This is a genomic window from Geodermatophilus sabuli (assembly GCF_900215145.1).
Classification (GTDB): Bacteria; Actinomycetota; Actinomycetes; order Mycobacteriales; family Geodermatophilaceae; genus Geodermatophilus; species Geodermatophilus sabuli.
Window position 1 is genome coordinate 214,168 of record NZ_OBDO01000004.1, and the last position, 14,850, is coordinate 229,017.

Sequence of the window (14,850 nt, forward strand, 5' to 3'; positions counted from 1 at the left end):
GCCCGCCGTCGGCCGGTGCGTCAGTCGATGTCGGGGTCGCGCTCCCAGGACCCGGCCGAGCGGTCGGACTCGTAGGCCTCGAGGTCCTCGACGGTGGCCTTCCCGGAGCTCAACGACGATCGGCTAGGACGCGTCGGCGGCCCGACGGCGAAGGCGGTCGACGTAGTCCGTGCGCAGTACGTGGCGGCTGCGCGGGCGCTTGCCGATGTTGATGTTGCGCACGTACTCGGCCAGACGCTCGGGGTTCTTGCCGGACCACCCGTGGGCCAGGGCCCAGCCCTGCATCGCCGCTCCATCCATCGGGATGCCGGCGTCGTGCAGGGCGAGCAGCGCGCCGACGACCATGTCCTTCTCGTAGCCGGCCGAGATGGTGTTGTTGTGGTTGATCGACGCTGTGAGGCCGATGAGCGCCTCGACGACGACCGGGTCGAGATCGGGCGTCAGGTCCTGCCATGCCGAGCCATCACCGAGAAGCGTGGGTCGGACGGCGGTCACCCACGGCCTGATGGCCTCCTCGCTCCAGGTGATGACGCACAGGGCCCGGATGCGGCGGCCGCCGCTGCGGACGAGCTCGCCGATGTCGTCCATGTGCGCCCACGCCATCAGCACGGGCCCGGTTCCGCGCAGGATGGCGCCACCACGGCCGGTGACGTGCTCGACGTCGCGGTTCCGAGCGACGAGCTGCTCGAGCTGTGCGCAGTTGCGCAGGTTGGACTTCTGGCTGGTCCACACGGTCAACGTGTCGCCCTCGGCCATGTGCTGGACGCACCAGTCGATGGCGGCGGTGACACCGTCGTCGTCGTAGCTGGACACGGCCGCCGGGTAGTCCACGTCGCGCTCGAACATCTCCACTCCCCTTTGCTCTTGGCACCTGCGAGGGACGGTATGCGTACGCACTGACAGGACGTGCTCACCGTCAGCATCGGAGCGGGGTCGTGCGGATCGCGGTGCGGTGCCCCGCCCGCCCCGGGAGTAGGAAGGACCTCATGCCGGGCAGGTCGCTGGAGGCGCCGATCTGCAGACGCGCCCAGTTCCTCGCCGCTGTCGCCGAGGACGAGGTGCATCGGCCCGGCGGCCACGGGGAGGCCCTGGGCTGGGTGCTCGCCGACCTCGCCGCCGGATGGCCCCTGCGCAACGACTACGGCCCACTGACGGCGGCCGTCGCGGGTCGGCCGGAGCTGGCGCGCGCGCTGGTGGCCGCGGCCGGCTTTGTCCCGGCGTGCATCGAGTACGGGGAGCACAGCCCCGGCGGCCGCTACGTCGGCTGGCGGCACCGCTGGGCGGGCACCGCCGGCGAGTTGTGGGACGCAGCGACCGCCGTCGTCCGCTGACCCGAGCCGCCGCGGCGCCGTTCAGGGAATGGCGCCGGCAGTGGTCAGAACGCTCAGCTCATCGGAAGGTCGACTGCGACGCCCCGCGGCCGCTCCGGCTCGCGGACCAGCCGCACGGAGCAGGTCAGCAGGTATCCCGGCGCCCTGCGCCACCTGCAGGAGCTGGCGACGCCGCGCGCATCCTCGAGCCGTCCGACCTCGGCACCGCCGATCGACAGCGTCCCGTCGGGGTGAGCACGCCGGCGCGGCGCTGCACGAACCTCTTCGCCGGGCTGGGGATCCCGCGTCGAGCTCCGCGGCCAGCTGCTCGTCGACGCTCACCCGCATCCCGACGTGCGGTGGCAGGAACGGCGCGTCCGGGCCGGCGATCTCGGGGCGGTTGGGCTGCAGCATGCCGAGGCCGAAGTTCAGGACCCCGTCGCCGTCGCGCATGGCGCCACCGCCGACGAAAGCGGCCCGGCAGGTGGCCGGATGGCCCTGTGCGGTGAGCTCGGCGACGACGGGCCGGTAGGCCTCGAGCTGATCGGCCGGGATCGACCCGGCGCGGTGCCCGGCCAGGTACACCCCGATGGCGCCGGCATACTCCCCGTGCTCGAGCACCGCCAGCTGGAGGGTCACCACGTCGACGATCGGGGACGCTGCCCGTAGCTGCCGCGCGGCGCCGGCGAGCAGCTGCTGGTGGAAGGAGGTCCCGGCCAGCCGGCGCCCGGTGTTGGGACTCGGCGAGCGTGGGGACCGCCAGCCAGGTCGTGGGGACGGCGGCGGGGGCGCTGGGTGCTTCGGCGCCGAGGTCGGCGCCGAGGAGTGCTAACCGGGCTGATCCCGTGAGACAGGAGAGACGGCACGGTCGCCCAGGTCACATCGGAGCGGCCCGAACCGACCCTCGGCCGCCACTGACTGCGGGGAGGACCGCGGTACGGGAACGGAGCGCCGCAGTCTGCTTGGGGTTGGACTGCGGTCCCTCAAGGCTCCCTGCCCATACCGCAAGCGGGCGTGGCGGCGAGCGGCTGATGCCGCGGCCGGCACGTCGAAGAGGTGAACGACCTCCCCGAGCAGGTGACCGCCGGTCCATGTTGCTCGATCCGGGCTGCATCCGGGCCGTACCGTCCCGCCGGTCGCCGCAGGAGCGGCGCGGAAATGGGGTGACCGGTGGGCTGGTTCGGCGGCAGCAAGGACGTGACGGTTCCGCTGGAGGTGACCGGCCCCGGGGAGGTGCGCCTACCTCCGGTCCACCTGCTGCAGGACCGGAAGGTCGTCGCCGCCACCAACGCCGCGGTGACCCTGTGGGATCACCGGGTGGCCCAGGAGCTCGTGCCGCAGTACCTGTCGATGATGAACGACCTCGCTCACGACATCGTCGTGCCCCGGCTACCATCCGGGCTCGACCGTGGCCGCCCCGAGGGATGGTCCCCGCAGAACCCGATCGCGGTGGGTCTTTCGCTCGGCTGGGCCCTACCGATGACGCCGGACCACACGGGCACCCTCGGCCTGGTCCGGCCCGGTGTGGTGCGCGGCTGGCTGTACCTGGCCGGGTTCTCCTCCTTCGACGGCCTGCACGCCGATCCGCTGTTGGAGTGCCTACTCAGCTGGCTGGCCTGGACGGCCTTCGTCGGCCGGGTCAACAACCTCGGCCGGGACTCGTTCGCCGGCTACCTGGACGACTGCGCCGCCCGGGCCGGCGAGCTCGCCGCGTTCGTTCCGACCACCTGAGCCGCAGACCGCGGCCGGGGCTCGCTGCGGCGGAGCGACGAGCACGCGCGGCGACTGGTGTGCAGTCGTGGTGTCCCTGAGTGGGCGGTGATTAGCAGCGACGATCAACCGGCACCGAGCGCCACATCTTCGTCGACGCTGTAGCTAAGCCCGTCCGCAGGTCGGAGCGGCACCGCGCCAGCGCGAAAGGCGGCAGCCTCGCTCAGGCACCTGGGCTCACCGACGAAGGCCGGGAATGCGCCATGCCGTGGACCAGCGCCGAGAGCGTTCGTACGTTCGCGATTACCACGGCCGGAGGTTGCGCCACGTCGATGATCCGGACATGGATGCGCTTGTCCACGTGCTCAATCCGCAGATCGGGCGGCGCGTTCTCACCGGCGGCGTAGATAAGCAGCCCCTCGGGCAGCCGCAGCGCCGTGAGATACGCGAGCATTTGATACACGTCGGCATTTGGGACGGTGCCAGTAGTCCGCTTGTACTTGCAGTCCCCGGCGAATACGCACCGGCCGGCGATCCACCACGACAGGTCCGGCTCGAGCGGGATGCTGCGGCCGACGTCCAGATGAATACGGTGCCCACAGCCGGCCGCCGGGAAGGCCTTCGCGTCGAGCTGCAGCGCCTCGCGCAGCGCAACCCGGATGAACCGCTCGAAAACGGTGTTCATGTCGACGACGAGCGCGCTTGCGTCCTGGCCGCCGGCCCGCCCCTCAAGCCCTGCGCCGGAGAGGATCAGCCGCGCAAGCGCCACGGCAGGCCGGTAGCGCTCATTGAGCCGGGTCCACGTCGGCTCGGGCACGTCTCTGCGGTCAACCACCAGGCCACCGATGCCGTTGAACTGCTGACGCAGCCGGGCCAGGGCGATCCGTGGCGCCCGATGGCGTAGCCGCAGCCGGCCCAGCACGTCGACGGCGGTCCGCAGCAGCCGATTCTCAAGGATGTCGGGGGTGAACTCGTCATAGCGCACCTCCACCGGCATCGGCAGGCCGGTGCGGGCCCGCATCTGCTCGGCCATGCGCACACGGCCCCGGACGGTCACCAAGGTGTCGTCCTGGGGCCGATAGCCGTGTAAAAGACCCGGCCGCAGCGCCGCCTGCGCGGCCCGAACGAACAGCGGCACGATGGCCTCGGCCAAGTTGGCATCACGGACCAGCTCGGCAGGTGGCTCCCGCCACGCCTTCGCGTCCAGGGCGTAGGACAGCAGGAACAGCACCGGCGCGATCCCGATCTTCGGTCGCAGCTCCACGGTCAGCTCACCGACGCGCACCACTCCGACCGAGGAGCCGCCGGTGAGCGTGTATGTGTCGGTGCTTCCCGGGATCGGCTCGATGGTCAAGCCAGGCACGAGTCCGCGCAGCGCGTCCCGCTCGGCCACCGACAGGGCGACCGGATCGCTCGGGATGTACTCGGTGAGCACGAGCGGAGGCCGCATCAGGACGCCTCGTCCACCTCGACGCTCTCCCCCTCCTCGCCGCCGGTGTCCAATGCAGCGGTGCGCCCGCGCAGCCGTGCCAGCTCGAACTGGCGCAGCTGGTCGGGATCGGCGAAGAAGTGCTCCTCCAGATAGGGCAGGACAGAGAACTCCCAGGCGCGCTGCACCAGATCCGCGTCCAGGTGGTCTTTGAGGAAGTGGCTAGGGCCGATTGCCACGTGCCGGTCGTCGAGCAGCGCGTTGGCGCGATCGACGACATCGGCCACCCAGGCGAGCTCCGGTTTCCGGTCGGCGAGCCAGCGCCGCAGCAGGCTGTCGATCGGCGCAGTGTCCGGGAAGAAGGGTACGAAGTGAAAGCGGCGCCGCAACGCCGAGTCGACCAGCGCGATCGACCGGTCGGCGCTATTCATCGTGGCGATGATCTGCAGGTTCGTCGGCAGGGCAAATGGAGTGTCGGAGTACTGCAGCCGGATCTCCTCGTCGCGGTACTCCAGCAGGAACAGCAGCTCGCCGAGCACCTTCGAGACGTTGGCCCGGTTGAGCTCGTCGATCAGTAGCACGTGGGTCACATCTGGCCGCCGCTGCGCGGTGGCCGCGATCCGCTTCAGCGGGCCGTCGACGACCTCGTAGGTGACCTGCCCGTCGACCAGCTTCGGCCGGTAGCCCTCGATGAAGTCCTCGTAGGCGTAGGACGGGTGGAACTGGACCTTCTCCACCGTGCCGCCGCCGCGGGCAATGTGCCCGGCGAGCTTGCGGGCGACAAAGGTCTTGCCCGTGCCCGGCGGGCCGTAGAAGACCACCTGGCCCTTGTCGGCCAGCAGTCCCACGATGCGGGCCAGGAAGTCCTCGCTGAGGTACAGCTCGTCGGCGAGCGCCGCCAGCGGTTCCTCTGGGACGTGCTCGCGGTGCAGCAGCCACCAGGTGAACTCCTGCATGCCCCACGGATCGCCCGGCAGGTGTGGTTCCAGCAAATCCCGGATGGCGTCGTTGGTGGCGGCCGCGGCCGCGCCGGCGCTGAGCCCGCCGGGAACCTCCGCGCCGAGCAGGTCGAGGATCGTGCGCTTGCCGACCTTGCCGCGGGTCGGGTAGCAGGGAATCCACCGCTGCGCGTCGGTGACCGCGAGCGCCTTGACCAGCATCGCCTCGCCGACGCCGGGCAGCTTCCGATCCCCGGCGAGGCAGTCCTCGAGCCGGGCGACGACATCCCCGGGGCCGTACAGCAGGAACTGGAGGCTGCCGGTGACCCGGGCCAGGTCCTCCTCGGTTTGCAGCAGCCGGTTGAAGCCCGGCTGCGGTCCCGGTGAGCCGTACGCCGGCCCGGCCAGGCGGCGCAGCAGCGGCAGGTCCGGGTCGGCGAGCCCCTCGGGGGTCAGTGCGGCGGCGAGCTCGGCGCGCTCACCGTCGCGCCGGGCGCGACCGGCGGGGTAGCCGGTTTCGGTGCGGAACTGCTCGACCAGCTCGCCCAGCTCGTCCACGTTCTGTCCCTTCAGGAAGCGCTGATAGGCCTCGACTTTCGCGGTGTCCCAGCCCGTCGGCGGCTGGCCGGCCAGCACCTGCCACAGCAGCCCCTGCGCGTCCAGGCGGTCCCGCAGCCCGGCCACGCCGCGTCGGCCGCATTCCGCGGCGAAAGCGTCGAGGAACGCCAGCGCCTCGGCGTACCGATCGCCCGGCCCGGCGTCGCGCTCGTGTGGCCAACCGGTCAGCTGGTAGGCGGTGGTGAAGGGGGTGACCCGGAAGACCGGGAGGCCGGTAACGTCACGAGCGGCGAGCAGGAACGACGCCAGGTTGGTCTGGGTGCCGGCGCCGGAGACGGTGGAAGGCAGCTGCGCGCAGAAAGCGTCCACGGCTGTCTCGACGTCCCGATGGGGATCCCACAGGCCGAGCAACAGCTCGCGGGCGGTATCGGTGTTCTCGTCCACCCACGTGAGGAACGCCGCGTGCATCCGCCACGCGGTCAGGTTGTTCGGCGGCCCGAATGCGCGGCGCAGCAGCCGCGGCCACTCCGGATCGCCGCCCTGCACGGCATCGGCAGCGGCGCGCAGCCGCACGGCGATCTCCAGCTTGTACGCCCGCTCCTCCGCCTCCAGATCCACCGACTCGGCGAAGCGCGCCGCCCAGTGCACCAGCGGATCCCAGCGCACCGGCGTGCCGCCTGCCTCCAGCGGCGCGAGGGCTCGGATCGCCCACCACTGCTCGGACGTCACGACCAGGTTGGTCCCGGCCCACGGCCGGTGCAGCACATCCATCGCGGACAACACCGGGTGCGCCTGCGCCTCCGCGCGGGTGATCGGTGGCAACACGTGCCGCTCCACGAGCAACTTGACGCGGTGCTCCTGCCCGCCGACCGTCTCCGGTCGGAACTCCGGGGTCTGCCGCAAGTCCGGGCGGCCGACCAGGCGGCCGAGCGCGTATACCCCGGCGTCCGGCCCGCCCTGCCACAGCACGACGGCGTCGCCGGGATTCATCTCCGTCCGGTGCCGGGTCACCGTCCAGTCGGTCACCTGCCCCGGCTGCATCGCCGGGAGATGCTCGACCAGACTCCACTGCTTGGGATTCGCTTGGAACAGCCAGAACCGCCGCTCGCCTGCCGCCCACGGCGAGCCGGCCGGCCACCGGTCGAGGAACCGCTCCTGCACCGCCGCCGCGAACTCGGGATCCAGCGCGAACAGGTAGCCCTGCTTCACCCCGCCGGCGGAGTTGAACGGCCCTTCATCCCCGTTCCGCTCCGGCAGCTCCGCCAACGGCACCGGTGAGGTGAGGGGGAAGTATTCGACGCGGGTCAACCAGCCCTCGTCCCGCTCCTTGACCGGGCCGTACGGCCGCGTTGCATGCACCGCCTCGGTGACCGTCTCCCCGATCGCGACGACGGCACCCTTGCGGTAGTGCAGCACCACGTCACCGGGCCGCATCCGGCCCAGGTTCAGGTGATGGGCGACCTGCGGCCCGTCGCTGCCCGCGAACACGATGCCGACGTCGCGCTCCTCATCGAACGACTGGCCTTGGTTGACCCACCAGATGCCCGATCGCGGCTGCTCGGTCACCCGATTGAACCGCGGCTTCAACGCCGCGACCAGCTGCGCCTTCAGCTCCCGCCGACCGTCCGACCGTCGCCAGGACACCTTGCACCGGCCCAGCCAATCGGTGATCTCCTCAGCCGTCGCCTCCTGCCCGAGCCGGTCCAGCTCCTCGCCAACCTGCTCGCGAAGCACGGAGGACTGTCGGTTGCCCTGCAGATGCTGGCGCAGCCTCCGCTGCAGGTTCTCCGATTCCCCCACGTAGACCGGCACTCCGTCGGCGTCCGCGACGACGTGCACCCCCGGCTCCGCCGGGGCCCCGGCAGTCGCCGCGGCCGTGAACACCACTGCCTCACTGAATCCCTCAAGGGGTGCCGTCGGGCCGCTCATCACTCCCCCGTTGCTGATCTGCGCCCGACCCTACGGCCGCCTCCCCCGAGCCGGACGCCACCGCCCGCGACGGCGTGCCGACCACCAAAGATCGACGAACTTGGCCCGATCAGGGGAGGCCCAGTCACACTGCCCGATCACCCCGCTCCAGCTGCCCTCGGCAGAAGCTAGGAGCCGCCGTAAGCACGACGGCGCGGCCCCCGGCCATGTGTCACGTCGGCCGTCGTGAACCTCCCTTCACGGAGGCCGAGATGACACTGCAGTGGCGTTTGCCCAGCTCAGGGCTTGAATGCAATCCGGGCGCTCAGCGTCACCGTCCCATCCGTACCGCTCCCGACGGACAGGACGACCCATGCCCTCCTCCGCCCGCACCGGCCGCGTGGATCCGCGGCTGGTCGCCGTGCTCGCCGACGACGAGCCCAGCGGCCGCGCCGCCGAATGGCCGGCGCCAGCTGGCACCAACGACCTCGGCGACCGCGACGCGGTCGCCCGCCTGTTTGCCCGCGGGCCCCGCCCGCCGGGGGCTGCGCTGGTGGCGGTCGATGAGACGACGTCGGCCCAGCTGTTGCACGAGCTCGCCGTCGCCGAGGAGCTGGCCGGCAACGCGCTGGCCGCGACCACCCGGGCCAGCTACACCTCCCACGTGCACGGCTTCACCGACTGGTGCCGGGCCCGCGGCATCGACCCGCTGCAGGCCAGCGCGCACCAGGTGGGGCTGCACCTGAGCGGCTACGCCGTCGCGTTCGGCGAGAACGGCCAGCCGCGGCGCACCGCCGACGGCAAGCTCGTCCCCGCCGTCGCCGCGGTGTCGGTGTCCACCCGGCTGGCCGCGATCGACAAGGCCTTCGAGCTGCTCGGCCGGCCCAAGCCCGGCGACGACCCGGAGCTGCGCCGGGTGCTGCGCGGCATCCGGCGCACCTTTTCCGTCCGGCCGCGGTACGCGAAGGCGGCGCTGGACCTGCCGCGGCTGCGGCGCGTACTGACCGTGGTGCACGCGGGGCGCTTCGAGCAGCGCCGCGAGCACGCCCTGCTGCTGCTGCGCGCCCGCACCCGCGCCACCGGCGGGCAGCTGGCCCGGCTGCGGTGGACGGACATCGTGCTGGAGCCGATGCGGGTGACGATCACCTTGCAGCCGGAGCGCCGCGGCGGCCCTGTCCGCGCCGTGACCGTCACCGCGCACCGCGACGAGACGCTCTGTCTGGTCACCGCGCTGCGGAACCTGCGGGCGGCTGCGCCGCACCTGAAGGAGATCGCCGTGCACGCCGACGGTGAGCCGATCGCGCGCACCACGGTCTACCAGCTGGTGGAGCGACGGCTACCGGCCGGCCTGGACCTCACCGCCCCGCCCGGGCGGCTAGACGCCGCGCTGCGCCCGGCCCTACGGCCGGACAAGGCCGGCGGGTCCACCGCCTCCCTGCGCGACGCCGCGGCCCTGCTGACCTGCTTCTTCGCCGCGCTGCGGCGCTCCGAGCTGACCACGCTGACCTGGGGCCAGCTGGCATGGATCGGCGGTCAGGTCCGGGTGTTTCTGGTCACGTCGAAGACTGACCAGGAGGGCGAAGGCGATGAGCTGTGGCTGCCTCCGGTCGCCGATCCTCTGATGTGCCCGGTGACGGCGCTGAACGCCTGGCGAGCGCACGTCACCGAGCTGACCGGCGCCGACCCGGTCACGCGCTTCCCCGACGAGCCGGTGTTCGTCTCCGTCGACCGGTACGGTCGCGCCCGCCGCGACCGCGCCGGCCGGCTGCGGCCGCTGAACGACCACGGCTTCAACGAGATGGTGCAGCGCCGCTGCCTCGCCGCCGGTTTGGTCAAGCCCCCGACCGACCCGGAGACGCGCCGCCAGTGGCGCAACCCGTTCGGCGGGCACTCCTGCAGGGTCGGTTTCGTGACCGAGGGCCTGCGGCAGGGCCTGGGCATCGCGGAGATCGCCGAGCAGACCCGCCACCGTGACATGAACACCCTCAAGCGGTATCAGCGCGAGTACGACCGTCAGCACAACAACATCGCGAAGAAGCTCGTCGAGGCCGCCGGCCTGGCTTTGGCCACCTGATCGGGCTCGGCCGCGGGCCGTCCGAAGACGGCCCGCGGCCGAGGCGCCACCGACGCTGCGGCGAGTATCGGGTCAGACCGGCAGGAAGAACTCGTGCGAGAACGGATCCAGCCGGCGCACGTACACCTCACAGACATTGACGTCCTGGTGGAACGACAGCTCCTCGGCGATCTGCCACACCTCCCAGCCGCCCTCGCTGGCGCTGGTGATGCCGCCCGCCCGCAGCGCCCGAGTGGCCACCCGCGCCTCACCGGGCAGGCCGGCGCGCTCCCACAGGCCCTTGACGACCCGGCGCCCGTTCTGCCGGGTCATGACCCGCCACTGCCCGCCGTAGCGGGTAGCGAACACCGGCCCAGTGGTCCGCCCGTGCGCCCGGCGCACCACGTGACGGTGGGTGCGCAGCGCACAGGCCGGGCACAGCGGATGCGTGCAGGTCAGCGGATCCTCCACATGCTGCACTTCGTAGTCGTGTCCCTCCGGGTGGTTCTTGACCCGGTCGACCCACACGCCGTAGCCGTGCGCGGTCTCGTCTACCCGGTCGAGCATGAAGCGGGACAGCTCGTCGTGGCGGCAGGCGGTGAACACCCCGGCCAGCACGTAGGCCCAGTCGCGCACCCGCCGCTGGTAGTGCTCGTCCACGTTCGCCAGCAGGAAGTGCAGGTCGGACGGCGACAACGCGGCCAGCAGCCCCGCGCCCTGCTGGAGCAGCCCTGCCCGAGCCGCCGCCTGCGACGTCAGGCGCCGCGACTCCCCCGGGGGCCCGGCCAGCGGGTGGGCCGGGTCGGCGGCCTGGGCGAGCGCCGCCCGCAGCACCGCGTACTCCACCGGGTGCCGCTGGGCGTCGACGATGACTGCCTCGCCGCCCGGCGGCGAGAGCCGCACCTCGCTGTCGCTGACCGGCATCGCCGCGGCCGGCAGCCGCTCGGCCCACAGGAGGTCTGGAGCGTCGAACGCGCGGGCCGGCAGGTCGAGCAGCGGCAGCCCGAGCAGGGCGGAGACGACCACCACTGCGCGGACGCGGATCACCCGGGGGTCCTGCGGCTGCAGCGTCGCCAGCGCCCTGCCGATGGTGTCGGCCTCCTGCACCCGCAGCGCCGCCACCTTCTCCTGCTCCGGTGCGGTGGCCGCGTCCCGGCTCAACCGCCGCAGGTACTCGGTGCACCCCTCCAGCACCGGCACGGAAAGGCTCTGTCGCCGGTGCTCGGCCCGCAGTGCGGCCGGAAACGCCTTGGCGTAGGAGTAGCGCCAGCGCGGATAGTGCGCGTGCAGGAACAGCTGCGCGGTCTCGTCGTCGGCCGGGAACGCGACCAGCCCGTTGAGCTCGCACCAGGCGGCAAACCGTGCCGCCCAGCCCCGGTAGTTCTCTTTGGTGCCCTCGGCCAGGTCGCCGGCGGCGGACAGCTCGTCGCGGACGGCCTCCTCGGCCCGCGCATCGCCGGCCGGCCGCCGGGACGCGGCGCTCATGCCGCACCTGCTGCAGCTGCCGCCCGGGCCAGCGCTAGCGGCGCCGGACGCGAGGCGGCTGCCCGACTCAGCACGTAGCCGACCGCGGTGTTGACCTTCTTCTGCCGCATCACCCGGCGCAGCTGATCGGCCGTGGCCTTGCCGTCGGCCGCGGTGACCGCGAACCCGGTGCGGGTCGAGTGCAGGGTGAACCCGGACAGCCCGGCGCGCGCCTGCAGCGCGGCGAAGTGCCGCCACATCCAGTTGTAGGTCACCGCCTCGAAGGTGAGGTTCGCCCCCCGCGGACAGCGGACCACCAGCGGCAGTTCATCGGCGGCGACCGTGCCCGCCGCGGCCGCGTCGAGGACCGCCAACCAGTCGTCGAGTGCGGCGACGGCGTCCAGCCGCGGATCCTGCGCCGGCCGGACACCGAGGACCACGGCGGCGTGGGTGCCCTTCGCCGACTCGATCGTCAGCCGATAGCCCTTCTCGTTCCGTTGCAGGGCGCCGCGCCGGCGGCGACGCAGGTCGTCGCTGCGCAGCCCGCGGTGCCAGGACAGCAGCAGCCCGGCGCGCTGCTGCAGCAGCATCAGCCCGTCGGTCGAGGTGCTCAATGCCAGGCCACGGCGCAGACCGGCGAGCAGTGCGGCGTCGGCGGCTACAGGCTCGCGGACGATGATCTTGCCGTCGCAGATCCCGATCGGCCAGCAGCCGCGGCCGCTGCGGGCCCGGGTCTCCGCCACCCTGCGCGCCCAGGTCTGCTGGGCTAGGGGCTCCGCGGCCGTCCGTACCCGGTACCCCGCGCCCGCGGGCTCGTCGGCGGGCTGGACCCCGAAGAGGTATGGAGCACCAGCCGGGATCAGGTCGGCGCAGGCCCACAGCGCGCAGAACAGGCAGTCGACGCCGCATCCGGCGTCACCGGCGCAGTCGACGGTGAAGGTGCGGCCGGCACAGGTGAAGCTGGCCCGCGTGGGCGAGATGAGCTCCAGCGCCGTCGGCGGGACCACCGCCAGCTGCGACAGCGGCACATCCCAGCAGACGGCGGAGAGCAGCAGCGCCCGCTCCGCCAGGCCGGTCGGCGTCCACGACGGTTCGACCGCCACCAGGGCGCGGACGTCGTCGGGTGACAGCGGTGGCGCTTTCCGGACCCGGTGGCCGGCCAGCGCCCGACGCAGGCCGCGGCGCACGGTCTGCGCCCACGGGTCATCGGTCGGACTGGCCGCGCGACGCGATCGGTGCTGCCAGACGATCGCGGCCCACGTCTGATCCACGGTGCTCATCGACAGCGGTTCGGGTGCGCCCGCGCCGTCGTCCTCGGCCGCCGGCTCTCCGACGGCCCCGGTCCGCGCGGTGCCATGCAGGGCAGCGGCGAGCCACGCCCCCAACACCTGCGGCGGCATCGGAAACGACGGCAGGCCCCGACGCCGGCACCAGGCCTCGACAGCCCGCAGGCACCACTCATAGCTCTTGACGCTGGAGGGGGCCAGCCTGGGGCCGGCCATGTACTGCGTCAACCGCTCGCTCAAAGCCACCAGGTCGGCCCGCTCCGGCACATAGACGTGCGCCGGCCGCCAGCCGGGCCGCTTGGTCACCGCCCGCTCCCGGCAGCCAGATCCCGAAGGCGCTGCAGCTGCCGGACCGTCAGCGGGGGGTGCCGGTCGGCGGCGTACAGATCCACCGAGTCCTGGTCGGGCGGCAGATCCATGGCCCAGCACCAGTCACCGAACTCGGCCCACGCCGCACCGCCCCGGCGCTCGTCGGTGGCGCGCTGGTCACCCAGGTTGGCCAGCAGTTCCAGAATCTCGGCCTCGGCAGCCCCATCCGGCGCTGGGCGGTGCTTCTCCTCGTTCATGCCCGGCGACCGTCCGCAGCCAGCCGGCCGGTGCACGGGTCTTGCCAACGACGACCGTGGGCGCTTCAGGAACACGCACCCGACGCCCCGGGGTCCTCGGGCGGTCCGCCTCGGGCGGGCGACAGTGGCACCACCACGACGGCGCCGGCGAGGGGCCGGCGGCCCCGGCGGGCCACTCGCGGGCGGCCTCCCCAGCGGCGCGGTCGCCAGCAGGTAAGACCGACCGGTCAGCGCGGCTGTCGGGTCACCGGCCGTGCATCGCGACGGCGAATGCCGCCGCAGCGGCAGTTGCAAGGGGCGGCGGGTGACGTTGCCCCGCTCTTACGGCCGGAAGACGGCCGCCAAGGCCGCTCAAGCGACGGCGGGCGGGGAAGAGCTCTTCGGCGGACACGGGGTGACCGTCAGCGGACGGCTCCCCCACCGAGCGTCCCCCTGGAGGCGAGACGCTCCAACCGGAATCCACGTCCCTCCGCGGTCGGCGAGTGCCAGCCGTGCGCCCCGGATGAGGGGTGTCCACAACGTCGGTGCGCGCGGATCAGTCGAACCAGAGCCCGGCGACCTCGGCGTCGGCCGGTAGCGGCCCGGCGAGCAGGTCGGTGCCCACGCCCGTCCACACCGGCTCCCGGGCGGTCCACGAAGACCACGCCTCCGCGACAGCCGACTCAAGCGCGCCCGGCTGATCATCAGCAGCCGGGAACGCGGCGCCGATCCGCGCGGCCAGCTCCCGTGCGGCGGCCCTACCGACCTGAACCCCGTCGAAGCGGACGTACTCCCGTCCGAACACCACCGCCCCGGTCAACAGGCCGTCAACGTCAGTTGCCAGCGCAACCAGCCACGACATGGGCGGAGCGGCGCCCAGCCGAGCGCTGCACAGATCTGCAGGAAGGCGCCCAAGCGCGGTCGCAGCAACGTGCGGTGGCACGTGCAGCAGCCGGCCAGCCTGCGTGAGGTCCGGATCCGCGAAGGGGGCCAGCAGATCGGCCAGTGAGATCCCCGGCGACACACGATCCTCCCCGGCCGGCTCCGAGTCAGAACCGGACTCCATCGCACGTTGCCGCCTGCGCTCCCGCTCCATGTCCTCCCGCTTGCGGCGCTTGCTCGCGTTCGAGCGGCAGGTGGAGCCGCAGTACAGCTTCATCCGGCCCCGTGGCCGGGAGTCCAGCCACGCGTTGCACTCCCGGCAGCGGCCCTCCGACGGCATGCGACACCGTACGGCGCGGCGCTCGTACCTGGCGTCCGCCGACCCCCGCCCGACAAGTCGGTGAAGTCAACGCGCCCAGGGAAGGCGGGAGTCCCCCGCGTCGGGGGCCGCGGCGCAACGTCCTACACCCGTCGTCGCCATTCCCTGGACGTCAGTCAACGGAGGACTACGGCTCAATCACCGCGTCCGCCGACGCCGACGCGGAGCGGCACACCAGTAGGCACAGCCAAGCGGCACGCACCTCCACGCAGGGCAACGGAAGGACAGCCCCGCGCCGACCGCCCCAGCACCACCTCTCCCCCGCACCCACCGCACACCTCACCGATCCGCGATCCCCGCCTCCGATCCGCCACACCGATCCGTGTCCGAGGCGCAACAGACGATGCCGCAGTCGATCTTGGTCGCCCCACCGGAGGTGTGCATGTCC

11 protein-coding genes are annotated in these 14,850 nt (G+C 72.5%); 3 read left to right on the forward strand and 8 right to left on the reverse strand.

Going from position 1 to position 14,850, the window contains the following annotated elements:
* Nucleotides 1-123: 123 nt before the first annotated feature.
* A complete protein-coding gene (locus CRP39_RS11460) occupies nucleotides 124-846 on the reverse strand; it encodes a hypothetical protein (protein ID WP_097206511.1) in 723 nt (240 codons plus the stop codon).
* Nucleotides 847-986: 140 nt separating this feature from the next.
* On the opposite strand from CRP39_RS11460, the gene CRP39_RS11465 reads away from it, so the two are divergent.
* Nucleotides 987-1,331, forward strand: a complete 345-nt coding sequence (locus CRP39_RS11465) for a hypothetical protein (RefSeq protein ID WP_097206512.1) — start codon at nucleotides 987-989, stop codon at nucleotides 1,329-1,331.
* Nucleotides 1,332-1,352: 21 nt separating this feature from the next.
* Here CRP39_RS11465 and CRP39_RS11470 read toward each other — a convergent pair whose 3' ends face one another.
* Nucleotides 1,353-1,949, reverse strand: coding sequence for a hypothetical protein (locus CRP39_RS11470; RefSeq protein ID WP_097206513.1), 597 nt, complete (start codon nucleotides 1,947-1,949; stop codon nucleotides 1,353-1,355).
* 558 nt (nucleotides 1,950-2,507) lie between these two features.
* On the opposite strand from CRP39_RS11470, the gene CRP39_RS11475 reads away from it, so the two are divergent.
* The gene (locus CRP39_RS11475; RefSeq protein ID WP_143426610.1) at nucleotides 2,508-3,041 is read left to right on the forward strand and encodes a hypothetical protein; all 534 of its coding nucleotides are present in this window, start codon (nucleotides 2,508-2,510) and stop codon (nucleotides 3,039-3,041) included.
* A gap of 202 nt (nucleotides 3,042-3,243) precedes the next feature.
* Here the strand turns inward: CRP39_RS11475 and CRP39_RS11480 are convergent, their stop codons facing one another.
* Together CRP39_RS11480 and CRP39_RS11485 are read right to left on the reverse strand one after the other, a co-directional pair.
* Nucleotides 3,244-4,455, reverse strand: coding sequence for an McrC family protein (locus tag CRP39_RS11480; protein ID WP_172442398.1), 1,212 nt, complete (start codon nucleotides 4,453-4,455; stop codon nucleotides 3,244-3,246).
* A gap of 14 nt (nucleotides 4,456-4,469) precedes the next feature.
* Nucleotides 4,470-7,832, reverse strand: a complete 3,363-nt coding sequence (locus tag CRP39_RS11485; RefSeq protein WP_101811058.1) for an AAA family ATPase — start codon at nucleotides 7,830-7,832, stop codon at nucleotides 4,470-4,472.
* A 394-nt stretch (nucleotides 7,833-8,226) separates the two neighbouring features.
* Between CRP39_RS11485 and CRP39_RS11490 the strand changes: the two genes are divergently transcribed.
* Complete coding sequence (locus CRP39_RS11490) at nucleotides 8,227-9,927, forward strand: tyrosine-type recombinase/integrase (protein WP_101811059.1); 1,701 nt, start codon at nucleotides 8,227-8,229, stop codon at nucleotides 9,925-9,927.
* Between the two features lie 72 nt (nucleotides 9,928-9,999).
* Here the strand turns inward: CRP39_RS11490 and CRP39_RS11495 are convergent, their stop codons facing one another.
* From CRP39_RS11495 to CRP39_RS11510, 4 genes are all read right to left on the reverse strand, one after another.
* Complete coding sequence (locus tag CRP39_RS11495) at nucleotides 10,000-11,391, reverse strand: site-specific integrase (protein ID WP_097206518.1); 1,392 nt, start codon at nucleotides 11,389-11,391, stop codon at nucleotides 10,000-10,002.
* Nucleotides 11,388-12,962 (reverse strand): site-specific integrase, encoded by a 1,575-nt coding sequence (locus tag CRP39_RS11500; protein WP_097206519.1) that lies wholly within the window; start codon nucleotides 12,960-12,962, stop codon nucleotides 11,388-11,390. Before CRP39_RS11500 ends, CRP39_RS11495 begins: the two co-directional genes overlap by 4 nt.
* A complete protein-coding gene (locus CRP39_RS11505; protein WP_097206520.1) occupies nucleotides 12,959-13,222 on the reverse strand; it encodes a hypothetical protein in 264 nt (87 codons plus the stop codon). Before CRP39_RS11505 ends, CRP39_RS11500 begins: the two co-directional genes overlap by 4 nt.
* A gap of 535 nt (nucleotides 13,223-13,757) precedes the next feature.
* Nucleotides 13,758-14,360, reverse strand: a complete 603-nt coding sequence (locus CRP39_RS11510) for a hypothetical protein (protein ID WP_143426611.1) — start codon at nucleotides 14,358-14,360, stop codon at nucleotides 13,758-13,760.
* Nucleotides 14,361-14,850 lie beyond the last annotated feature (490 nt).